Annotated in this window: 19 protein-coding genes and 1 tRNA gene; 11 read left to right on the forward strand and 9 right to left on the reverse strand. The window is 58.3% G+C overall.

Annotated features, from left to right (window positions below; translation table 11 throughout):
- The first annotated feature begins 3 nt into the window (after window positions 1-3).
- The 4 genes from recR to HGAS_RS05045 all read left to right on the forward strand — a co-directional run bounded on the left by recR (window position 4) and on the right by HGAS_RS05045 (window position 4,102).
- A complete protein-coding gene (gene recR / locus HGAS_RS05030) occupies window positions 4-600 on the forward strand; it encodes a recombination mediator RecR (RefSeq protein ID WP_019126766.1) in 597 nt (198 codons plus the stop codon).
- A gap of 31 nt (window positions 601-631) precedes the next feature.
- Window positions 632-1,357 carry a response regulator transcription factor gene (locus HGAS_RS05035; RefSeq protein ID WP_019126767.1) on the forward strand — a complete coding sequence of 242 codons (726 nt, stop codon included), beginning with the start codon at window positions 632-634 and terminating at the stop codon, window positions 1,355-1,357.
- A gap of 8 nt (window positions 1,358-1,365) precedes the next feature.
- Complete coding sequence (locus tag HGAS_RS05040) at window positions 1,366-3,018, forward strand: sensor histidine kinase (protein ID WP_019126768.1); 1,653 nt, start codon at window positions 1,366-1,368, stop codon at window positions 3,016-3,018.
- A gap of 136 nt (window positions 3,019-3,154) precedes the next feature.
- The gene (locus tag HGAS_RS05045; RefSeq protein WP_019126769.1) at window positions 3,155-4,102 is read left to right on the forward strand and encodes an Abi family protein; all 948 of its coding nucleotides are present in this window, start codon (window positions 3,155-3,157) and stop codon (window positions 4,100-4,102) included.
- A gap of 68 nt (window positions 4,103-4,170) precedes the next feature.
- On the opposite strand, the gene HGAS_RS05050 is transcribed toward HGAS_RS05045, so the two are convergent.
- On the reverse strand, window positions 4,171-5,901 hold the full coding sequence (locus HGAS_RS05050) for a phosphoenolpyruvate--protein phosphotransferase (protein ID WP_019126770.1): 1,731 nt from the start codon (window positions 5,899-5,901) through the stop codon (window positions 4,171-4,173).
- A 184-nt stretch (window positions 5,902-6,085) separates the two neighbouring features.
- Here HGAS_RS05050 and HGAS_RS05055 point away from each other — a divergent pair, with 184 nt between their 5' ends.
- The 5 genes from HGAS_RS05055 (at window position 6,086) to HGAS_RS05075 (ending at window position 11,844) form a co-directional block, all read left to right on the forward strand.
- Window positions 6,086-7,402 (forward strand): aspartate kinase, encoded by a 1,317-nt coding sequence (locus HGAS_RS05055; RefSeq protein WP_009748244.1) that lies wholly within the window; start codon window positions 6,086-6,088, stop codon window positions 7,400-7,402.
- A gap of 32 nt (window positions 7,403-7,434) precedes the next feature.
- Window positions 7,435-8,481, forward strand: coding sequence for an aspartate-semialdehyde dehydrogenase (locus HGAS_RS05060; RefSeq protein WP_019126771.1), 1,047 nt, complete (start codon window positions 7,435-7,437; stop codon window positions 8,479-8,481).
- A gap of 191 nt (window positions 8,482-8,672) precedes the next feature.
- Window positions 8,673-9,734, forward strand: a complete 1,062-nt coding sequence (locus tag HGAS_RS05065; RefSeq protein ID WP_019126772.1) for an efflux RND transporter periplasmic adaptor subunit — start codon at window positions 8,673-8,675, stop codon at window positions 9,732-9,734.
- Window positions 9,731-10,516, forward strand: coding sequence for an ABC transporter ATP-binding protein (locus HGAS_RS05070; protein WP_026066661.1), 786 nt, complete (start codon window positions 9,731-9,733; stop codon window positions 10,514-10,516). The genes HGAS_RS05065 and HGAS_RS05070 overlap by 4 nt, the downstream gene beginning before the upstream one ends.
- Window positions 10,513-11,844, forward strand: coding sequence for an ABC transporter permease (locus tag HGAS_RS05075; RefSeq protein ID WP_019126774.1), 1,332 nt, complete (start codon window positions 10,513-10,515; stop codon window positions 11,842-11,844). Before HGAS_RS05070 ends, HGAS_RS05075 begins: the two co-directional genes overlap by 4 nt.
- A 129-nt stretch (window positions 11,845-11,973) precedes the next feature.
- Here HGAS_RS05075 and trxA read toward each other — a convergent pair whose 3' ends face one another.
- The 3 genes from trxA to HGAS_RS05090 all read right to left on the reverse strand — a co-directional run bounded on the left by trxA (window position 11,974) and on the right by HGAS_RS05090 (window position 13,669).
- On the reverse strand, window positions 11,974-12,348 hold the full coding sequence (gene trxA, locus HGAS_RS05080; RefSeq protein ID WP_009748246.1) for a thioredoxin: 375 nt from the start codon (window positions 12,346-12,348) through the stop codon (window positions 11,974-11,976).
- A gap of 115 nt (window positions 12,349-12,463) precedes the next feature.
- Window positions 12,464-13,177, reverse strand: a complete 714-nt coding sequence (locus HGAS_RS05085) for a TetR/AcrR family transcriptional regulator (protein WP_019126775.1) — start codon at window positions 13,175-13,177, stop codon at window positions 12,464-12,466.
- 48 nt (window positions 13,178-13,225) lie between these two features.
- Window positions 13,226-13,669: a (deoxy)nucleoside triphosphate pyrophosphohydrolase gene (locus HGAS_RS05090; RefSeq protein WP_026066662.1), complete on the reverse strand. Its 444-nt coding sequence runs from the start codon at window positions 13,667-13,669 to the stop codon at window positions 13,226-13,228.
- A 96-nt stretch (window positions 13,670-13,765) separates the two neighbouring features.
- Between HGAS_RS05090 and HGAS_RS05095 the strand changes: the two genes are divergently transcribed.
- A tRNA-Gly gene (locus HGAS_RS05095) sits at window positions 13,766-13,839 on the forward strand.
- 239 nt (window positions 13,840-14,078) lie between these two features.
- Here HGAS_RS05095 and HGAS_RS05100 read toward each other — a convergent pair.
- From HGAS_RS05100 to HGAS_RS08490, 5 genes are all read right to left on the reverse strand, one after another.
- Window positions 14,079-14,522, reverse strand: a complete 444-nt coding sequence (locus HGAS_RS05100; RefSeq protein WP_019126776.1) for a hypothetical protein — start codon at window positions 14,520-14,522, stop codon at window positions 14,079-14,081.
- 2 nt (window positions 14,523-14,524) lie between these two features.
- Entirely contained in the window at window positions 14,525-17,104 is a 2,580-nt protein-coding gene (locus HGAS_RS05105) for a DEAD/DEAH box helicase family protein (RefSeq protein WP_019126777.1), read from the reverse strand.
- Entirely contained in the window at window positions 17,104-18,744 is a 1,641-nt protein-coding gene (locus tag HGAS_RS05110; protein ID WP_019126778.1) for an Eco57I restriction-modification methylase domain-containing protein, read from the reverse strand. Before HGAS_RS05110 ends, HGAS_RS05105 begins: the two co-directional genes overlap by 1 nt.
- A complete protein-coding gene (locus tag HGAS_RS05115) occupies window positions 18,741-19,391 on the reverse strand; it encodes an N-6 DNA methylase (protein WP_019126779.1) in 651 nt (216 codons plus the stop codon). The genes HGAS_RS05110 and HGAS_RS05115 overlap by 4 nt, the downstream gene beginning before the upstream one ends.
- A gap of 204 nt (window positions 19,392-19,595) precedes the next feature.
- The gene (locus HGAS_RS08490) at window positions 19,596-20,210 is read right to left on the reverse strand and encodes a hypothetical protein (RefSeq protein ID WP_019126780.1); all 615 of its coding nucleotides are present in this window, start codon (window positions 20,208-20,210) and stop codon (window positions 19,596-19,598) included.
- A 190-nt stretch (window positions 20,211-20,400) separates the two neighbouring features.
- Here HGAS_RS08490 and HGAS_RS05130 point away from each other — a divergent pair, with 190 nt between their 5' ends.
- Window positions 20,401-21,213, forward strand: a complete 813-nt coding sequence (locus HGAS_RS05130; protein WP_019126781.1) for an alpha/beta hydrolase — start codon at window positions 20,401-20,403, stop codon at window positions 21,211-21,213.
- The last annotated feature ends 1 nt before the right edge of the window (window position 21,214 follow it).

The raw sequence follows: 21,214 nt of genomic DNA on the forward strand, positions 1-21,214 counted from the left end.
CGCATGTACGAAGGAGCTCTTCAAGACCTCATCGATGAATTGGGACAACTTCCCGGAGTGGGGCCAAAGAGCGCGCAGCGTATGGCTTTGCACCTTCTCGAGGCCGAGCCTGAGGACGTCGAGCGCCTGACCACTGCGATCAATGCGGTCCGTCATCAGGTCAAGCACTGTGTTGTTTGCGGGAACCTCACCGAAGACGATGAATGCTCGATCTGTCGTGATCCGCGGCGTGATCCCAGCGTGATCTGTGTTGTCCAAGAACCCAAGGACATCCAGGCCATTGAGAACTCGCGGGTGTTCCGCGGACGCTACCACGTTCTGGGCGGCGCTATTGATCCCATCCACGGGATTGGCCCCGATCAGCTCAGTATTCGTCAGCTTCTGGGACGCCTGTCAGATGGTGTTGTTCAAGAGGTCATCATCGCGACAAACCCGAATATCGAAGGAGAGGCAACCGCCTCGTACCTAGCGCGCACCCTTTCGACAATCGGTGTGACAACAACGCGCCTTGCTATGGGACTTCCCGTGGGCGGCGATTTGGAATATGCGGATTCCATTACCCTGGGACGGGCAATGGAAGGCCGGCGCAATATGTCCTGAATTTCCGCGGAAATTGTGAAAGGATCGCGACGTGAGTACAACAGAGTCCAGCTTTATTCGCCCCGATGGGACACCGGTGCGCGTCCTTGTTGTGGATGACGAATCAGTCTTGGCCGAGCTACTTGGATCAGCACTGCGCCACCAGGGCTGGGAAACCCAAACGGCAGCAAACGGTTGGGAAGCACTGGATAAAGCCGATACCTTCGATCCCGATGTCGTGGTCTTGGATATCCAGATGCCCGGACTGGATGGAATGGAAACCCTGGAACGCCTGCGTAAGCGCAAGCCACACCTTCCCGTCCTGTTCTTGACGGCACGTGACGCCGTTGCCGACCGCGTTGCCGGACTGCGTGCAGGTGCAGATGACTACGTCACTAAGCCTTTCGACCTCGATGAAGTCACTGCGCGTATTGACGCACTGCTTCGCCGATCTGGCATGGCTTCGGTCACCGCTGAACGCGTTCTGACCGTTGGTGATCTGACCCTGGATGAGGACTCTCACGATGTTGCGCGCGGTGGTGAAGCAATTACGCTCACCAACACTGAGTTTGAGCTGCTGCGCTACTTCATGGAAAACCCAAATGTTGTCCTCTCGAAGTCGCAGATCCTTGATCGAGTGTGGTCTTACGACTTTGGTGGCCAGGCAAACATCGTCGAACTGTATATCTCCTATCTGCGTAAGAAGATCGACGCCGGGCGCGAACCCATGATTCACACGGTCAGGGGAGCCGGCTATATCCTCAGGCCCGCCTCGTAGGAGCGCAAATGACAGCCTCTGCCCCCCAAGCTTCGAATACCGAATCTCAGGCGAGCGCTCCCAAGCACAGTGCACCTCAAACGAAGCGTAAGCGATCGCGTCTTCTCACTGTTCGCCTGAGCCGTTTTCTTGCGGCTGCCGTCGCCATCGCTCTGGTGACAATGCTTGCCGCTTCGGCATTTGCGATGCGCTCGTGGATGACATCGAAGCTGGATTCTTCGCTTGAATCAATGCTCTCTCGGCTGGAGAAGAATGCCGAACTGACCTTGGAACAGCCGCTTCCCCCGCCTCCGCCTCACCACGACGACGACGCTCAGGCCTCGGCCTCGAATTCCCCGAGTGCTGGCCCAACGGCAACACCGACTGATAAAGGGCCCCGAGGCCTTCGTGGACCGGGATCCTCCGACGGCCAGTTGCAGCTCATCAAAAACGACGACGAGGTGGTTTCCGGCGTTGTCCAACAGTTTGATGTTGTCGAATTGGATTCAGAAGCCCAACAGCAGCTGCTTTCATTGCGTTGCGACTCCCATGGGCATGACGTCAATCTGAAGAATTACGGTGCTTTCCGCGTGATGTGTGCGCAGAAAGATTCCCAGACGCTGATTGTCGGCCTATCTTTGGCAGCGAATAATTCGACCTTCTTTGCGCTCATTGCTGTTGAAGGCGTCATCGCGCTGGTTGTCATCCTTGGCGCGACCTTCATCGGACGTAAGTGGATCCGCAGGGAAATGCTCCCTTTGGGTGAAGTCGCCGCAACCGCGCGGAATATCGGTTCCCAAGATCTGATCGCCGCACCGACTGTCGACACTTTTGATCGCGTCGATAGTTCCATTGCTCAACCCGGAGACGAGGTCGGTGACGTCGGTTTCGCGTTGAACACCATGATCGACAATGTTGAAACTGCGCTTCAGGCCCGCGAGGAATCCGAGCAGCGCCTGCGTCAATTCGTTGCCGATGCCTCGCACGAACTCCGAACTCCTTTGGCATCGATTCAGGGTTACACGCAGCTTCTTCAACGCGGGGCAACGGACCAAGAGCTCGCGCTTTCGCGAATCGCCTCTGAGTCCGCGCGTATGTCCGGTCTGGTTGAGGATCTTCTGCTCTTGGCCCGCCTTGATGCGGGACGCGAACTGGCCAGTGATCCGGTAGATGTGATCCCTCTGGCCATCGACGCAGTCTCAGACGCCCACGCGGCAGGTCCGGATCACCAGTGGAGCTTGGACCTTCCCGAAATTGATGACGAGGCCGATTCCTGCACTTCCTGCACCGTGCTGGGTGATGAGTCAGCTCTTCGCCAGGTCTTTGCAAACCTGGTCAATAACGCGCGAATCCACACTCCCGCTGGCACTCACGTCAAAGTTGGAGTTCAGACGATTGCCGGCACAGCCTCGACGCCGGGATTTGTGCGCCTGAGCGTTGCCGATGATGGGCCGGGAATTGCGCCCGAGCTGCGTGCGACCGTCTTTGATCGCTTCGTCCGAGGCGATACCTCGCACTCACGTCAGGGGAAGGGATCCTCGGGGCTGGGCCTGTCGATCGTTTCCTCGATTGCCGAGGCCTTGGGTGGCCGGGTGGATGTCGATACCTTATGCGAAGGCGAAGGTAAGCCCGGCGAACACGGAACGACCTTCTCGGTCATCTTGCCGGCGGCAAAATTATGACCTGCACAATTTATTAGAAAAGCGAATGACAGAATGGCATAAATTCGATATTCTTTAATCAATCGTTCAGCCCGCCTCAACCGATATGGTTGAGAGTGGGCTGGATCTTTATCAGCGAATGACAAGGATGTCTTCGATGTCAAAGGAACTGAAGCCGGCAACCACGATTAGCGAACAGATAGAAACATTACGCGAACGCGGCATGCAAGTTGATGAGCAGCTTGCGTGGCAATGGCTCTCAAATGTTAGCTATTACCGGCTCTCAGCGTACTGGTATCCAGCTCGGAAACTTGACGATGATGGTACACATCTCGATGAATTCGACAATGGAATCTCTTTCGCGGATGTAGTCGCATTGTATGAGGCCGATCGGAAGCTACGTACCCTTCTTTTCGATGCGATTGAGCGTATTGAAACGACAATGCGGACGAGAATCGGGGACTGTCTATGCATGACCGATCCGGTTTTCTATCAAAATTCTGCTAATTTTCGTCCGACCTTTCGACATAAGCAGTGGCTCGAAATTGCCGATAAACGGATTTCGCGTATGCGTATGCGTAGCGAAGCAATCCAACATTATTGTGATGTCTATAATTCTCAGTTTCCGTTTTGGGTATTGGCTGAGGTCCTTGATTTCAGTGATTTATCGCGAATGTTTGACGGGATGCGTGTTCGGGACCAACAAACGATTGCAGAGAGTCTGGGGATACGAATTGATCTGAATTCCTTGTCGCGGAATCAGCAGGAAAAAGCAAAGAAACAATCACCACTAGCACGGTGGCTCGAACAGTTTGCAATCATACGGAATACATGCGCACACCACGGTCGACTGTGGAATAAATCGTTTACCCCGGCGCCCACTTCGGCCTTAAAGGCGCAAACGAAATTCTCTGCGCTCCCAGCACGACAAAGTGAACGCATCTTTGGCGCGATTGTCGTCATGTCGCATCTTCTGAGAGTAACGTCTCCGGGAACTACATGGCCGGATAAAGTTTCGAGGCTCCTTGTTGAGGAATTTCTGCAGAATCCTTTGGTTCGAACTCCGAGCCTCGGAATACCTGAAGAGTGGAACCGGACTTTTTAATCGTCCCGATCAGATTCAGTCAGTTATCTGGGTAACCAGAAGTGAGTACTTCAGATCCTTGCTTGCCCTCAAAACTCCACTTCGAGCGCGGTGCGCGCACGGTAGCGGGCCTCGCCGGGATCAGCTGCCTCGACAACGGAAGCTGCAGCTAAGCGACACTGTGCCAGGCTGACCTGAGCAAGCTGCGCGCCCACCGAGGGAATTGCCAAGCGCGGCATCGAAAGCGCGGAGATACCCATACCAACGAAAACGCAGGCGAGCAGCGGGTCTGCCGCGGCCTCGCCACACACGCTCACGCTTACCCCGTGCTCAAGGCCAGCGCGCGCGACCTGTGCAATTAGGCGCAAAGGTGCGGGCTGCCAGGGATCGGAGTATTCGGCCAAGTCGGGTGACATGCGATCTGCAGCCATCGTGTACTGCGTCAGATCATTCGTCCCAATCGATACGAAATCGACGTATTTCATCATGGAATCGATCAAGAGTGCCGCCGCGGGGACCTCGATCATGATTCCCGCTCGCAGTTCGACCTCGAAGCGTTCGGAGAGCTGACGGACGGTCGAAGCGAACCACTGGGCTTCGGCAATCGTTGAAATCATTGGAGCCATGATTGATACCGAGGTTTCTCGGTGTTGGATGGCTGCCAGAGCGATCGCTTCCAGTTGGTTGTGAAGGATCTGCGGGTGAGGGCCAGAAGTTCGGATTCCCCTGACGCCAAGCGCGGGGTTGTCTTCGCCGGGGATTGTCGCGTAGGCCAGTGGTTTATCTGAACCCGCATCCAAAGTGCGCACGCACACCGAATGTCCACGGAATTGCTCAAAAACTCCCGAGTAAAAGTTCACCTGCTCTTCAATGGTCGGCTCGCTGTGTGCGTTCAAGAAGGCCATTTCGGAACGCAAAAGGCCGATTGATTCAAGGTGGGGGGATTGAGCCGCGGCCTGCGCGCTTGCTAGGTCGTGAATATTGGCCAAAAGCTTCACTGGATGTTCATCGCTGGTGTGAGCGGGTGCGTTCCAATCGGCTACTGCCTGTGCACGCTTTTGATCTCGCTGAACCGCAGCTTGTGCCTCTTCGGCAGGAACCTCAGTTGCCAAAGACCCCACAAAGGCATCCATCAATACAAGATCTCCCTGGCGCAATTCGCTTAAGTTACGCACTGCAACGATGCAGGGGATTCCCAACTGGCGCGCAATAATCGATGTGTGCGAGGTCGGACCGCCCAGTTCCGTTGCAATTCCAACGCAATACTTGGGATCAAGGTTCGCGGCATCCGAAGGGGATAGGTCGCGTGCACACACGATATAGGGAGCGAAAGGAGCCGCCTTCTGGGAAGTACCGACCGGCGTCCCTGCCCCTGACGCCAAGACCCCAGAGTCGGCCTCGGCAAGGTGAGCAAGGACTAGGTCACGGACGTCGTAGAGGTCGGCGATGCGCTCAAGCATCAGTCCGCCAGAGGAACGGAAAACCTCGACGAATTTATCGGTCGCGCGAACAACTGATTGCGGCGCCGGAACACCGGAGAAAATCCAAGACTGAGCCTCGCGGATCCACGTCGGGTCGGTCGCTAAAGACGCGGTCATGACAAGGACGTCTGAGACATCTCCCAGTGCGTGCGCTGAGCGCTCGAAGAGCTCCTCGCCGACCTTTTTGCAGATCTCCTCAAGGGAGACGGCAATGGCTGGGCGGTCCTCGGGAGGTAGGGGAGTGAAATCGTCGGAAGGAAGGGCCGGGTGAGATGTCCAAACAACCGGCGCATAGGAGACACCGTGAACAACCGGGGTCCCGTAAATCGTGTGCGGCATCGAGGACTCCTTCCGTGGACGTAGTTCAACAATATTCGTTGGTCCTATGAATATGCCAAGTGTGCCGAAAGTTACGCTCATAAATTGACACAAACGTTCACGTGTTGGTCAGTACTCGTCATATTCGCGAGTTTTCAGGGACGATAAGAAGAGATAACCCAAACGCAGACAGTTAGGACCACCCGTGGCGCTCATCGTGCAAAAGTACGGAGGCTCATCCGTGTCCGATGTTGAAGCGATTAAACGCGTTGCAAAGCGCATCGTTGAAACTCGGAACGCGGGACACAAGCTTGTTGTCGTCGTTTCAGCAATGGGCGACACAACCGACGAGCTCCTGGACACCGCCGCGCAGATTACCGACAACGCACCCGAGCGTGAGATGGACATCCTTCTCACCGCCGGCGAGCGTATTTCGATGTCCCTTCTGTCCATGGCGATCAACGAGTTGGGTGTTCCCGCACAGGCCTTCACCGGTGCGCAGGCCGGAATCCACACGACTTCCGCTTATGGTCGCGCCCAGATCACCGGCATGGTCCCCGAACGTGTCGCCCGCTCAATCTCTGAAGGTCAAGTCGCAATTGTCGCCGGTTTCCAAGGAATTTCTGACGATGATGATGTGACGACTTTGGGCCGAGGCGGTTCCGATACGACCGCGGTTGCGCTCGCGGCTGCCTTGCACGCCGATGTGTGCGAGATCTACACCGACGTCGATGGCCTGTTCTCTGCTGATCCGCGAATCGTCCCCAAGGCACACCGCCTGCGCTCGATCTCAACGGAAGAAACCCTGGAACTTGCGGCGCATGGCGCAAAGATTCTTCACCTGCGCGCTGTCGAATTCGCCCGCCGCTACAAGGTTCCCCTACACGTTCGTTCCTCCTTCTCCGAGAAGGAAGGAACCTGGATTTCAGACCGCCCGGCCTCGCCGGCGCTCAAGGGATTGGTCCCTGACGCCGCATTCCTCGACCCGAAAGAAGGAAAGATGGAACAGCCCATCATCTCTGGAATTGCCCACGACCGCGGCCAGGACAAGATCACGGTCGCCGGTGTCCCGAACCACCCCGGCCGCGCCGCGATGGTTTTCCAGACGATCGCCGCTGCGGGCGCGAACATCGACATGATTGTTCAGAACATTCCCGTTGCAGATCCGACCCGCGCGAACATCACCTTCACCATTCCCGAGGCCGATGCCCAGGTTGCGCTCGATGCGCTGGAGTCCGCGAAGGAAGAGATTGGCTTTAAGGAGGTGCGCTACAACCCGAATATCGGCAAGCTTTCGCTGGTCGGAACGGGTATGCGTACGAATCCCGGTGTGGCCGCACGGCTCTTCGCTGCCCTGTCTGAAGCAGGAATCAATATTGATCTGATTTCCTCTTCCGAGATCCGTCTGTCGATTGTGACGAAGCTGGATGATCTGGATCGTGCGGTTGCAGTTGTCCACTCCGCTTTCGGCTTGGACGCAGAGGTTTCCGAGGCCGTTGTATACGCGGGTACTGGCCGCTGAGTCGGTCCGTCGCTAGTTAGAGAGGCTTGAAAATGTCAGGTTTGACTGTTGCTGTCGTCGGTGCGACCGGCCAGGTTGGTCGCGTGATGCGCACGATCTTGGAAGAGCGCAATTTCCCGGTTGAAACGATTCGTTTCTTCGCTTCCTCGCGTTCGGCTGGATCGACACTGCCATGGAAGGGCGAAGAGGTGGTCGTCGAAGACGTCGCAACCGCTGACTTCTCAGGGATCGACATCGCGATCTTCTCTGCGGGTGCCACGGCCTCGCGCGAGTACGCCCCCAAGTTCGCGGCAGCCGGCGCCGTAGTCGTCGACAACTCCTCCGCATGGCGTAAGGACCCCGAGGTCCCGCTGGTTGTCTCCGAGGTCAACCCCGACGACGTCGACAACCGTCCCAAGGGCATCATTGCAAACCCCAACTGCACGACCATGGCCGCCATGCCCGTCCTCAAGCCTCTCGTCGATGCTGCTGGCGGCATCAAGCGCCTCTTCGTATCCTCCTACCAGGCTGTTTCCGGATCGGGCCGCGCCGGCGTCGCCGAGCTGACCAGCCAGCTCGAGGCCGGCCTCAAGCAGGACGCCACGGGCCTGGCCCTCGATGGCCGCGCCGTCACCCTGCCCGAACCCAATGTATACGTTGCGCCCATCGCCTTCGACGTCGTGCCGCTCGCCGGCTCCATCGTCGATGACGGTTCCGAGGAAACCGACGAGGAGCAGAAGCTGCGCAACGAGTCGCGCCGCATCCTGCACACTCCGGACCTCGCCGTGTCCGGCACCTGCGTGCGCGTCCCCGTCTACACCGGTCACACCCTCACCATCCACGCTGAGTTCGCCGGCGACATCACTCCCGACCAGGCCCGCGCCCTGCTGGCCGAGGCCCCCGGTGTGCGCGTCGTTGACGTCCCGACCCCGCTCGAGGCCGCCGGCCGCGACGAGGTCCTCGTCGGCCGTATCCGTCACGACCAGGCCGTCGACGGTAAGCGTGGCCTCGTCCTGGTCGTCTCCGGCGACAACCTGCGCAAGGGCGCTGCCCTGAACGCGGTGCAGGTCGCTGAGGTCGTGGCGCAGCGACTGCGCTGACGGTGTAGTTCTCATTTGTTTGCTACGCGCGTCGTAAGCGTAGCGCGTATCCTGCTACTGCGCCTTTAAGGTGCGCCGTCCATCCAGTGGGATACACCCTGAGAAATTCATCAGGGTGGAAGGGAAACTGTTGCAGTGAGAATTAGGAGCACCTTAGGATTGGGCAACGCCATTCATCGAAGGAGACGCACGTGGCACAAAAGACCCGCACCGCCCAGGTGTTCGATGTTGTCAAGGTTCTTGCCTGGGTAGTAATCGCCGTGGCCTTGGTGAAGTTTGCGTTCTTCCCGGCCGCGCAGGAGAAGCAGACGAGCGACGGCGTGGATCCGGGCGGGTCCTTCGGGCAGATGACAATCTCCGTCGGGCGCGCAGACATCACCAATACGGTGACCCTGACGGGCACAATTCAGCCCGACGAGCCGGTCGTGGCCCGCGCGACCCTGGACGGCAACGTCGTGCGCACCTTCGTCAATGACGGTGACAAGGTCTCCAAGGGTGACGCGCTCCTCCAGATCCGCAAGGAGATTCCCGGCGACACCCGGCAGGTGACCGACGAGAGTGGCAACGTGAGCGTGGAGACCACAGAGCCGACCTACAAGTACGAGACCGTCAAGTCCCCCGGCGATGGCACGGTTTCGACGGGCGTGCTCGTGGGTCAGCAGTTCGCGATTGGCGACACGGTTGCGACGATTGTCCCCCCGACCTTCTCCGCGGTCGCCTCCCTGAGCGCGGACCAGATGTACCGCATGCAGGACGCTCCTTCGACGGCGACCGTTACCATTAAGAACGGCCCCGCGCCCTTCGAATGCTCGGGTGTGAAGGTGGTGAGTTCGGGCGGCAAGGCGCAGGACCCGAAATCAAACACCGGGTCCGATAATGGGGCCTCGGCCTCGATGGACCTGAAGGCCCGCTGCGCGATCCCCTCCAACCAGAAGGTGTTCGCCGGCCTGCAGGTCACCCTCGAAATGACGGCTGGATCGGCGATGGGCGTCCTCGCGGTGCCGATCTCCGCGGTCGAGGGCCGCTACCAGTCCGGCTCCGTCTACCTGCCGACCTCCGACCCAACTAAGCCCGAGAAGCGCGCCGTCACCCTGGGCATCACGGACGGCAAGATGGTCGAGATCAAGAAGGGGCTGACCGAGGGCGAGGAGATCCTCGAGTTCACCCCGACCTCGAACAAGGACAATCAGGATTCCACCAACCTAGGCGGCGCTGCCGATACCGGCGGCTCTGGCGATGGGTCGGCGCGATGAGCCTCGTGTGCCTGCGGGACGTGACCCGCACGGTGACCCTGCCTGACGGGGACGACCTGCACATTCTCCGCGGCGTCAACCTGGACGTCGCGGAGGGCGAGCACGTCTCTATCGTGGGCCGATCGGGCACAGGCAAGTCCACGATGCTCAATATCATCGGTCTGCTGGATGCCCCCACTTCGGGCACGTACGAGTTGGACGGCGTGGATACGACGCGCCTGGGCGAGGGGCGTCGCGCGCGCATGCGCGGGGAAGATTTCGGCTTCGTGTTCCAGCAGTTCAACATCTTTTCGGCGCGCACGGCCGCCGAAAACGTCGAGGTTCCCCTCCTGTATGCCCCCGGCCCGCAGCTGTTGCGTCGGCGCTCGATCGCCGTCGACATGCTGGAGCGCGTGGGCCTGGGTGAGCGCGCAGACTCCTACCCGGGCGAGATGAGTGGCGGTGAGCAGCAGCGTATCGCCATCGCGCGCGCCCTCGTGCGCCGCCCGCGCGTCATCCTCGCCGACGAGCCGACGGGCGCCCTTGACCCGGACACGGGTCGCGTCGTCATGGCCCTCCTCGAGGAGGTCGCCCGCGAGTCCAACGCCGCCCTCATTGTCATCACGCACGACATGGCCGTGGCAGCGCGGGCGCAGCGTGCCTACGAGCTCTACGACGGCACGCTGCACGAGGTCGAGGATCCTTCCGCGCTCACCCACCGTGCGGAGGCCGGGCACTCGGGCGACGAGGCCTGGGCCGAGCAGGCCTCGTCCCCCACGATGTCGGAGGAGGGTGAGCAGTGAACGCCGTTAGTCAGATCCTGGGCGCGCTCATTGAGGCCTGGGGTGAGGTCAAAGTCCAGAAGGCCCGCGTCATCCTCTCCCTCGTGGGCGTGGTCGCAGCCGTGGCCGCCATGACGATCGTCATCGCGCTCGGCGACCTGCTCCTGCAGTCCTCGCGCGAATTGGCGGAACTCTACGAGGGACGATCCGTCACCCTGCGCTTGACCCCCGAAAGCTCCTCGGCCTCCTCGGATGGTTCGGCGGGCAGCGGCCCCTATCAGGACGCATCCGATCCCGCCTCGGCCACCGGCGCGCAGACCGCGAAGCGACCCGACGAAAAGGACACCATCGGCGAGGCCATGGGCACGCTGGCCGAGCGCACGGACATTCACTACTGGTCGCGCTTTTCCAGCGGGGGTGGTGACGTCGTCGAAACCCGCCAGGCCAGGGCCAGTGGACAATTCCGCGGCTATCCCCTGACGAAGATCGGCGACATGGTCGACGGCGTCGCGTTCCAGGGTGTGGACCCCTCCTATGCGGTCATCTACCGCACTCGTATGCTCGCGGGACGCTGGGTCGAGAGCAGTGATGCCGACCAGCGCCTGGTTCCCGTCGTCATCTCCGAAAGCCTGTGGAACCAGCTGGGCCGCGCCCCTATCGATCAGGTGCCGATCGTCCTGCATACGAGCGACGGCGTCGCGATGCGCGTCGTCGGCGTCACCAAGTCGAAGAGCTCCTTCGATATGCCGACTGTGTTCGCGCACTACGACGCGGCGCGCGTCTCCTTCCCGCAGATGACCTCCCCGGCCATGATTGCGTGGGTGGGCACTGAGAACGCCGACCAGGCTCGCGACACCCTGCCGCGCGCCCTGGCCTCGATCCTCGGCGAGGGGTGGAAGGTCTCCATCTCCGGCGGTGAGCACGAGGATATCGGCGAGGAGCAGCTCGGCACCATCTCGAACGTCATCATGGTTATCGGCGGCATCATCGTGTTCCTGGGCGCCCTCGGCCTGCTCAATGTCGCGATCGTGACCGTGCGCCAGCGCGTGCGCGAGATCGGCATCCGCCGAGCCGTCGGTGCCTCCGCGGCGCGCGTCTTCTTTGCGGTGTTTATGGAATCGGTCGTTGCGACCTTCGTTTCCGGCGTCATCGGCGTCGGCATCGCGGTCGTCGTCGTCCGATTCCTGCCCTTGGAGGCACTCAACATCACCCTGAGCGACACCCCGGCCTTCCCCTCCGGCGCCGCCATCGCCGGCGTCGCCATCTCCACGAGCATCGGAGCCCTGTGCGGCATCATCCCTGCGTTCGCGGCTGTGCGGATTAAGCCGATTGACGCGATCCGCTACTGATTGACTGCTTGGCTGAGCGCTTACAGCTGCGTTAATTAGACAAAAAAGGGGGTTGGAGACGGAAAGCCGTCTCCAACCCCCTTTTGAGGTTTGGTGGTGTGTGAAGCTATCGCACACCGTGTTCAAGCATCAGTCGTTGTGGGATTCCTGGTGCTTCTTGGCCTCGGCGTGAACCTCTTCCATGTTCAGGGCTTCTGCCTGAGAGATCAGGTCCTCAAGAGCAGCGGCCGGAAGAGCACCGGAGTTACGGAAGATCAGGACGCCTTCGCGGAAGATCATCAGGGTCGGGATCGACGAGATCTGTGCGGAAGCAGCAAGCTCCTGCTGTGCATCGGTGTCGACCTTGCCGAAAACGATGTCGGGGTGCTTCTCCGAGACGGACTCGAAGATGGGGCCGAACTGACGGCACGGACCGCACCAGGTCGCCCAGAAATCAACCAGGACGATCTTGTCGGAATTAACGGTTTCGCTGAAGTTTTCAGTGGTGAGCTCGATGGTACTCATTGAGGGCACTCCTTTGATTCGTGTTGGGGCGCGTGCCCCGCTTCATGTCCAGCTCAACGGTTCGTGCCGGCCACTTATTCCCCGATCCTATCGGAGTTAGCTGATTCACACGAGGTCAGGCACTGACGGGGCAGCGCATGTATGAATTATCGCGAGCGTCCCCTTCTGGTGTTGCTGCAGTCGAAACTTCCTGAACTGCGGTGGCAGATCCCGGGCGTTCACCTGAAGAAGGAACCTCAACATCAGCCCCTATGCCTCGCAAGATGAAGGCTTGGACAGTGCGGATTGTTGCTTCGCGGGTCTGAGGGTTGGCCGGAAGACGATTCCCTGCAAGGCATGAATGAATAAGCGGAATCAATACGTGGGGGTTTTGCCGCGGAATTGCGCCTGTTTCCATGCAACGTGCAAGGATTTCTAAGAGCCGTGTCGAAATAATCGTCGCGTGGTCGTGCAGGTGCGCAGAGTTTTCACGTGAAACTTGAGTGCGCAGATTAAAAGTCGAGTTCAGGTGATAACGAGTGGTCATCTCCAAGTGCGCACGAATGTAGATGCGCAGTTGGGCAAGTGGATCATCGACCTGATCAAGCGCTTCTTGGAGTTTTTGGGAGAACTGCACCGTGACCCGGCGCATGAATTCCAGTAGCAGGACTTCCTTGTCGGGGAAGTGGTTGTAGACCGCGGTGCGTCCAACCTTTGCCCGCGATGCGATCTGGGACATGGAGATTGAATCGAATGGCTGCTCAGCGAGAAGGCCTGCAAGTGCATCAAAGAGACGGTTGCGCGTGAGCTCGCGATGGTCGGCCAGCGAATCTCCAATAATCTTCGGCATAAGGCTATTCTGACAGAAATTCTGGATCTGTCTTGATCATTCGCCGATTCACATGGATTTCCCAGATGAGAACTGATTGATTGCCGCTTGAACGATGGGTAAATCGGCAGGGATCCACGGTAAATCCATCACTTCATCAAGAGGAGTCCACCGTAACTCCAGATGTGAGGCTCCCGGAGTCAAGCTTTGGGTGGGGTCAGCAAGGGTGCATCCCCATACCGCCATCACCCGACCGTTTAGGATCGGCCACCACTTCCCCTCGGGGGTGAGGACCGGTTCAGCGATCCTCAGCGCACACCCCAGTTCTTCGTCGATTTCGCGGACGAGGCCGCGCAGGGGGTCTTCCCCTTCCTCAACCTTTCCGCCGGGGAGCTCGAAGAGGCCTCGTAAATCTTCCGGGTAGGAGCGGGAAGCGCACAAAAGCGCGCTTGGGTGGGGGAGGCGGTCGAAGATCGCAGCGGCAACTACGGGGCGTGGGTTGGGTGAAGTCACGCCTTTAAGTCTAGAGGTCATGCTTTGGACTGCAGCCGGGGGAGCCGCTATGATGAACGAGTTGTGCCGGTCATACCGATCGGTATCAGGCACCTCGCGGGCGTAGTTCAATGGTAGAACTTCAGCTTCCCAAGCTGACAGCGCGGGTTCGATTCCCGTCGCCCGCTCCAATTGAACGTCACTCTGATACGAAGAATCTCGGCCCCGTCGGGAAGCGTTCAGGGTGGCGTTTTCGCTGTTCTGGTGTGCTTGTTCATGCTGCAGGATTCGGTAGTGTGAAGCTGCTTGGGGCTCTTGGTGCCGGTAGATTACCAGCTAGGAGTGATCTCTGAGGGTGCTGTCAGGCCGATCGAGTACGAAGTGTTAAAAAGATGGCTTCGTCGTAAAAGGAAATGTCGTACCACTTAATTTAAGGGATGTTGCGCCGTGACTGCTGGCACTCGGCAGAACCTTCAAATCGCCATTCAATGATCAGCGTCTCTACACGCTGGTCCATGATCCCTTGAATCTTTACGGTTAACTTATCTCCATAATCAATGATCTGAGGAAGTTCCGGAACGCGCACCAACCACGCTGCCTCTTTCGGGGAAGGCGAAACGGAAAGAATCTCGATTGTTTGCCCTGATTGATTCCTTAGTGCCCACCTAGATTTATCGACTTGTATAAGTTCGCTGAGCGGCGGTGGAGCCTCGCGTTGTGCGAGTTCAAGAGCTTGAGAGCTGATTTCATTGGCCTTATCTGCGATCTGGTTTGACTTATCTGCTCTCGAATTGGCTCGATGCGATTCAATAGCTGCCCAGATTGCTATAACAACTGCAATGGCGGACAGGGCGATGGAAATAACGCTACCCACACTCATTCTGCTTTCAGGGTAATGACGGTGTCGTAGAGGCCGACTTGGCGCAGGTCTTCACGGCGCTTCTGTTCCGCATGGGAGGCGTAGCCCACGTAGGACAGTGAGGCATCCTCGTAGCGGCGGAACGCAAAGACCGCCTGGTTCATGTGGATGGAGTTGAAGACTCCCAGTTTCACCAGGAGGTTGAAATCCTCAACGGACAGGCCGGTAACCCGCTTGAACAGATCTGGTTCGATCTTGGTGATGACGTCGAAGAGCGTGTTCTCCCTGAAGTCGGTGAGGTACATGAAGGCAGGGATCCGGGTAGCGAACTTGATGAGCTTTTCCTGGATCTGCTTGCGCTTGGACTTGTATTCCTTCTCCTCTGCGGAGAGTTCCTTCTTCTCCTTCTTGGTCAGCGAGTCGCCCTTTTCCCTCTTGGTCTTAGATACCGCCTCGCTCTTGTTCACCACGGTCTCGAAGATGCCTGCGCCGAGAGCACGGAAGCCTTCAATATTGAGGATGGCTTCCATAGCGCGCTCGTCGTTCATGATCTTCTTGAGCGTCATATTGTCGACGTTGACCAGGATCGCGGACTCCCACTTCTTCGCCAGTAGGGTGGCTGAGGTGCCAGACATGGCGATATCGAGCACCTCGCCCGCGTCAATCTCCTTCATCGAGGCACCGTCGTAGGCCAGCACTGGCAGGTAGTTGACGAGCTCGGCGACGGCATGCTCGGGGCTCTTCGCCTCGGGGTGAAGCCCCGTGCCGTAGTCGGCGATCTGGCGCAGAGCACGAGTGGGTGCGAAGTCGAAAACGAAACCGACTGGCTTGAGGATCTCCTCCCGGTTCGGGTCATCCCCGTCAGGGTTCTTGATGGTCCACGGGGACTGCACCCGGAAAGCGGCCTGGAAGTAGGACTCCGGGCTGGTGAGGTTGCGCAGCATCAGGATTGATGACCATTGCTTGACGGTCACCCCGGTCGTCAGCTTGCCGCACGAAAGCGTAATGGTCTTGGTGTCGTGACCATCCCCGATTGCCTCACGCACGGGCGGGAGTGCTTCAACCCCAACCCCAGCGCCCGCTCCAGCAGCGACGATCACCTGATACTGGTGCCAGAAGGTGTTGTGCCGGGCAGCGAGCAGGTTCGCCATGGCCTGGCAGGCAGCAACGTTCGGCAAGTACCAGAACGAATGCTGGAGGTACGGGAGCAGGCGGGCATCAGCGTACGGGAAGGGCGGGCGGCCACCGGCTTTGAGCATGTCCATCTGCGTGGGCGCATGCTCACCACGGATGAGATCCAGCCACTTCTGTACGTCAGACTCGTGCGCGAACCGCGCAGTCTCATTACTGCCTGCGGCTTCGAAGAAGGTGTTGAGGTCGAACTCGTCGAACTCACCCTGATGTGCGATAGCCACCAGGTCATCAGGCATCCGGTAGGTGAGCAGCCGCATTTCTGGCAGAGCCGCATACGGGTTCCATTCGCCGGGGTGCTCGCGCACCCATTCGCGTTTCGCATTCTGCTCGTCGGTGTAGGTCCAGTTGAAGATCTGCTCCTCGATGAACTCACCCGTTGCCAGAGCCTTGAAGGGTGTGCCCGAGAGGTAGAGGTAGGAGCGTGTCGTAATGGGAAGAAAGTCATCCTCATCACTACCCAGCTCGTCGAGCTCTTCGTCGAAGGCAGCTAGTCCCTCGTGGTACTCAGCTTTGAGTTCCTTGGCAGCTTCCTTCTCATCCTCACCTTCGAAGAGAGCTTTGGCGTTCTCCCGCCAGGCACCGAAGTGGTACTCGTCGAAAACCACGAGATCCCAGTTGACGGTGTGAATCCACTCGTTCTTCGGCTTGATCAGGCCGGTCTTCTTGTCCCGCCCGAGGAGGTCCTGGAAGGAGCCGAAATACACCAGAGGCTGATCGCCGGCAATGTGCGCACCCTCGGACACTGCTTTGGCACTGAGATACTGCCAGCCCTCAAAGTCCACGTGGCTAGCCAGGTCTTCACGCCAGGCGTCTTGCACGGCGGGTTTAAATGTGACGACGAGGACGCGCTTGGCACCCATGCGTTTGGCGAGCTGATAGGTGGTGAAGGTCTTGCCGAAGCGCATCTTCGCATTCCATAAGAAGCGCGGGACCGCACCCGGATCCTCCTCCCAGATGGAGCTGTAATAGGCGAGAGTTTGCTCCACGGCTCGGGCTTGCTCGGGGCGCATCGCGAAGGTCTGGTAGCGCTCGCCCGTGTACTCCACCCCGGCGCGGAGTTCTGCAATAGCAGTGAGCACATCAGCAGGCTTGCAGCGCACCCACTCCGTCGCAGACCCAAAATGCGGGTTCTCAAAACCCTTCGCCTTCAGGCGCTGGATGACGTCCTTATCGCGGAAGATACTGCCATCCTCACGCTCCGCAATGATGTCGACGTGCAGGGTGAACTCCTGCTGCATCTGCCCCTGCGACTCACGGATTCGGTCGCGGACGTATTCTTTCGTTGTCTGCCCGACCTTAATGAGCCCCTCATAGCCGGATGGAGGATTCTTCGGAGACCAGGCATAGATCCGCAGGCGCGCCGAGGGCTTTGAGGGAAGGAGTTCCTCATCCCGCCTGGCCATCAGTCCAACTCCATCGGACGAATCAACGATTCAATGTAAGAAACTTCCTCATCCGAAAGTCTGTACTTGGCATAAAGTTCCGCATCAGTCCATTCCCTGTCCCACGATTGCATCGGAACCCACGAATATGTTGAGTGGGTTGCATGTTGCGTGATCTTTCTAAGAGAAACGAGGAACCGGAAGAATTTCGTTGAATAATATGAGCGGATTGAAACAGCCTCAGCCTCAGTGTCGGAGTAAAAGAAAAGAAAGGATTGTGTACAAACTGATGGGGCAGCGGCAATTTGTGAAGGTCCAAGCACAAGATCAACGCCGGCTTTTTCTCGCTCTCGTCCGGAACCGACAGCAGGTACCAGTACTTTCCATTTGTCTATGAGCTCGACGCTCTTGGTGACTTGCGCGCGACTAATATAGCCAACTTTGCGCTGCATCTTTTCGATGTAGTGAATCGGAATTAGACCTTCCTGAGGGTGAACGCTGAAGTCTCGAAAGTTTGAAGTCCAGCCAAACTCTTTGTCGCGTGCGAGAATCGAATTAATCGACATCGGGTTGTCTGCCAGGACCTTTCGGAGAATGGGCAGAGCTTCGGCGTCGCGTACCAGGATGTCGAATTCGTCGAGTCGCCTCATGGTTGGGGATGATGCGATACCACCACGGATGGTAGTGACTTCACAATCTCCATCGTGTGTGGCATCGCGGAGGAAATAGCATGCACCGCCGTTGAGTCCAACACCCGGAAATACCTCTGCAGCGTTTTGATAGTCCACAAGTACCGAGAGCTTGCGATCGCTCAGCATATCCTGGCGAAATTCATTGAGTCCCAACCCTGTCGCCATCCAGCGTGAGGGGATGACCATAGTGAGAAGCTGGGGGTCAAGTTCTTTGGCTTGGGCCACGAACTTCTGATAGATCGGAATATCTCTTGTGCCACCTGCAGATCCAAGCTGGTATGGAGGGTTGCCGACGATCAGATCAAAATGCATACTGGCTCCAAATATTTCGTTAACGCGTTTCTTTATGTCGTCAGTGTGGATGAAGGTGTAGGCGTGGGTCTCGAGATCTTCACCGCGTCCGTAGTCTTCTTCCCCGGCCCCGCAGTAGGAGCAGCGCCGGCCAGTGCGGATAAAGATTTCCTCGCCGGAGAGGGGGTCAACGTGGCTCTCGCGTGTGCCGGTCTTGTCATCCCAGGTGTGCTCGGTGCGTTCAAACCAGATGTTGCCTTCTGGGGTGTCGAAGGCTGTGCAGATGGAGTGCTCACTGTTGGCGTACTTTGAGCAGTACACACTGCGGCGGGCCATGAGAGCGGTGAGCTCAGTGATAGCGATCCCGAAGATCTGCTTGGTGAGGATGTGGTTGACTCGCTCCTGAGGATCTGGGATCAGGGAAGCCAATCCATCGTTGAATCGGTGAGTCGCCTCCCGCAAAAATACCCCGGTTTTTACGAACGGATCTAGCACCCGGGCGTTCGGGTTCGCCCACAGGTTCTCCCCATTGTGGTCACGCGCCCACGCCTCGGCGGCGAGGTCAAGCATTGCGGCAGCCATCTCTGGAGGTGTGAACACCTCATCGTTCGAGAGGTTCGCGATGCAGGTGAGCACATCAGGGTTGTGCTTGTTCAACAGGAGGTTCGACACGCTCATGCTGGCTGCGCTCCTCTTTCGGCAATCTCGGCCACAGTCACTGGGGGGAATGAGGTATCGGGGGCGAAGATTTCGGCCATGTCCATGGAGCCGAACAAGGTGTCCTCCCCAAAAGCCGCACGCTTTGTCAAATCCTGGTACTGGAAGTCACGCCGCTGGAACTTGCCCGCCCCAAGGTAGCCCCACTCGGCGAAAGTCAGGGGCTCGCCGCTGGGGATCGTCATGGTCAGAGCATCGGCCTGAACGATGTTGATTGCCAGAACTGTACGAGCCGCCGCCGCCCACGTGCCGTCTGGATCCTCGCCGATGAAGTCCGTGAAGATTGCGAGAAGGTTGGTGCGGCAGATCTCAGCGTTGTCGGCAAGCAGCTCGATGCCGTAGGTACTCATCAGGGCCAGGAGTGCGTAGTGGCGGCGCTCGAAGTCGTTCTTGCCGTAGCGGGCGTGGACAGTTGAGAGCTTGCGGCGCAGGATCTCTTGGAGGAAGGCTCCCTCACCGCAGGCTGGTTCCAGGACTCGGGCGTCGATACGCTCCGACTCGTCCTTGACCAAGTCAAGCATGTCGTTGACCATCCACTCCGGAGTAAATACCTCGCCGTGGTCGGCCACGCGCTGCTTCGACTTGACCAGTTGCGCCTGTTCGCTCACATCTCCTCCTCGCCTGCTCCAGCGTGGAGCATCGCGGCTGCCTAGTTTGTCTCAGCTCGATGCTCGAAGCGGCCGCGAGGAGACATGGCATCTCTCCATTGTCTGCCCGCGAAACTGTGCGAGAAGTGAAGTAAAGCCGTGTGTCCCGCTGAATTTGATATTTTTTGGAGCGGGCAGCTTAAGCTGAAGGCAAGCGACCCGTCCTTACCTATTGCCCGTCCTATGATCGTGCTCTTTGCTGTTTGCATTTCCTTGTGCCGCGGCAGAGAGCTTTCGCAGGACCAAGAAAAGTGCCAAAGCATAACCCGCGCAGCAGCCTGAAAGCATGCCGCCGGCAATGGCCCACGTGTTGAAGAAATCTATCGTTCCTGCGCTCCATGCAAGTGCGGTGGCGGCGAAGCTGACCGGGACGATGAACCAATCAACGACCCTGCGGTATGCGATGAGCATAGAGGTGAAGTGCGCAGAGACCGAGGTCAGCACCAAGGGAAGGAATAGCCACCACAGATCGAAGGCCCCCAAGATGAAGGCGACGGTGATGGCAATGCCCTCAATTCCCGAAGTAATTCCGACGAACTTTTCGGCCGCCGCTGAAGGAACCGCTTGATCTGGCCAACGGCGCGACAGCAGCCAGGCAACAAGTGCGATTAGGGCTGCTGCTGCGAGCCCTGCCGATGTAACCTGCCAGGAATCGGCACAGAAAGTGAAGGCCGCGTAGAAAATTGTCAGGAGGCCAAGGAAAGACGTCACGGAAATTAAGGCCCGCTTGGCTTTGGCGAGGTCCTGTCCCTCCCATGCGCCGCCCGCGTCAGAACTCATGAGAAAACCACCCTGTTTACTCTTTTGTAGGTCCGAGTGCTTAGCAAGCATCATCGATCGTGTTGGAATGTCGCACCGGTCGCTCTGCTCTGAGAAACGCGTGCATTGCCAACTGACACTTCACTTTCTGCCAATATTGTATGCTGCGTAACATCGTATGAACAGGCTGTTTTCTCGCCGAGGAGGATTCATGACGCCGGCAAAACTTGCTGTCAATACCAGTGGAACTCCCATCAAAGGACGTATCTATGCGCTTCATGGGGTGACAGATAATGCTGCGTCCCTATGCGATGTCAGTGAGCGTTGGTCCGGCGAGTTCGAGGTCGTCTGCATTGATGCGCTGGGGCACGGGTGCTCCCCTCGTTTTACTCCCGAGCAGCTTGAGGACCCTTTCGAGGTCTTGGTGCAGAGTGCGGCCGCGGTGATTAACCGTATTGAAGCTGATGATCCTGCCCCCTTTGTCCTGTTGATGGGGCACTCGATGGGTGGCGCGACCAGCGCCGATATTGTTTCGCGAGGCCTGGCCCACGTTGATGCTTTGGTGCTGGAGGATCCGGCTCTATTTACTGCCGAAAATCGGCGAGATTCCAAGGCGTTTGGTGAGCACCTTGTGAAGTGGTGCAATCACGTGACCGAGAATCTTGGACACGAAGTTGAACAGATTCTGAAGGGCTATCCGCTGTGGAGTCGCGCGGAAGCAACCGGATGGGCACAGGCAAAGGTGCAGGTGGATCGCAATTTCCTATCAAATATTGCCGTTGGTAGTACGCGCACTCGAAGTGAGATTCTGGAATCTCTTCAGACCCCGACTTTGCTGATTACAGGGGATGGAGATGATGTTGTCATCGGCCCAGCCGGTGTTGCTGATATCGACAAGTTGGGCTTAGAGAAGGTCACTACCCTTCTGATCCCCACTGCTCGGCACTGCGTGCGCCGCTCAACGCCTGAGCCCTTCTACGCTGCGATCGAGTCCTTTATTGCAAAGCTCGGCCCGAAGGACTGAA

Source organism: Actinomyces sp. ph3, assembly GCF_000308055.1.
Lineage (GTDB): Bacteria > Actinomycetota > Actinomycetes > Actinomycetales > Actinomycetaceae > Pauljensenia.

Excerpts from the sequence above, each read along its gene's own strand:
- recR (WP_019126766.1), top strand. The coding sequence starts at position 4 with ATGTACGAAGGAGCTCTTCAAGACCTCATCGATGAATTGGGACAACTT.
- HGAS_RS05040 (WP_019126768.1), top strand. The coding sequence starts at position 1,366 with ATGACAGCCTCTGCCCCCCAAGCTTCGAATACCGAATCTCAGGCGAGC.
- HGAS_RS05045 (WP_019126769.1), top strand. The coding sequence starts at position 3,155 with ATGTCAAAGGAACTGAAGCCGGCAACCACGATTAGCGAACAGATAGAA.
- HGAS_RS05050 (WP_019126770.1), bottom strand. The coding sequence starts at position 5,901 with ATGCCGCACACGATTTACGGGACCCCGGTTGTTCACGGTGTCTCCTAT.
- HGAS_RS05060 (WP_019126771.1), top strand. The coding sequence starts at position 7,435 with ATGTCAGGTTTGACTGTTGCTGTCGTCGGTGCGACCGGCCAGGTTGGT.
- HGAS_RS05070 (WP_026066661.1), top strand. The coding sequence starts at position 9,731 with ATGAGCCTCGTGTGCCTGCGGGACGTGACCCGCACGGTGACCCTGCCT.
- trxA (WP_009748246.1), bottom strand. The coding sequence starts at position 12,348 with ATGAGTACCATCGAGCTCACCACTGAAAACTTCAGCGAAACCGTTAAT.
- HGAS_RS05085 (WP_019126775.1), bottom strand. The coding sequence starts at position 13,177 with ATGCCGAAGATTATTGGAGATTCGCTGGCCGACCATCGCGAGCTCACG.
- HGAS_RS05105 (WP_019126777.1), bottom strand. The coding sequence starts at position 17,104 with ATGGCCAGGCGGGATGAGGAACTCCTTCCCTCAAAGCCCTCGGCGCGC.
- HGAS_RS05110 (WP_019126778.1), bottom strand. The coding sequence starts at position 18,744 with ATGAGCGTGTCGAACCTCCTGTTGAACAAGCACAACCCTGATGTGCTC.
- HGAS_RS08490 (WP_019126780.1), bottom strand. The coding sequence starts at position 20,210 with ATGAGTTCTGACGCGGGCGGCGCATGGGAGGGACAGGACCTCGCCAAA.
- HGAS_RS05130 (WP_019126781.1), top strand. The coding sequence starts at position 20,401 with ATGACGCCGGCAAAACTTGCTGTCAATACCAGTGGAACTCCCATCAAA.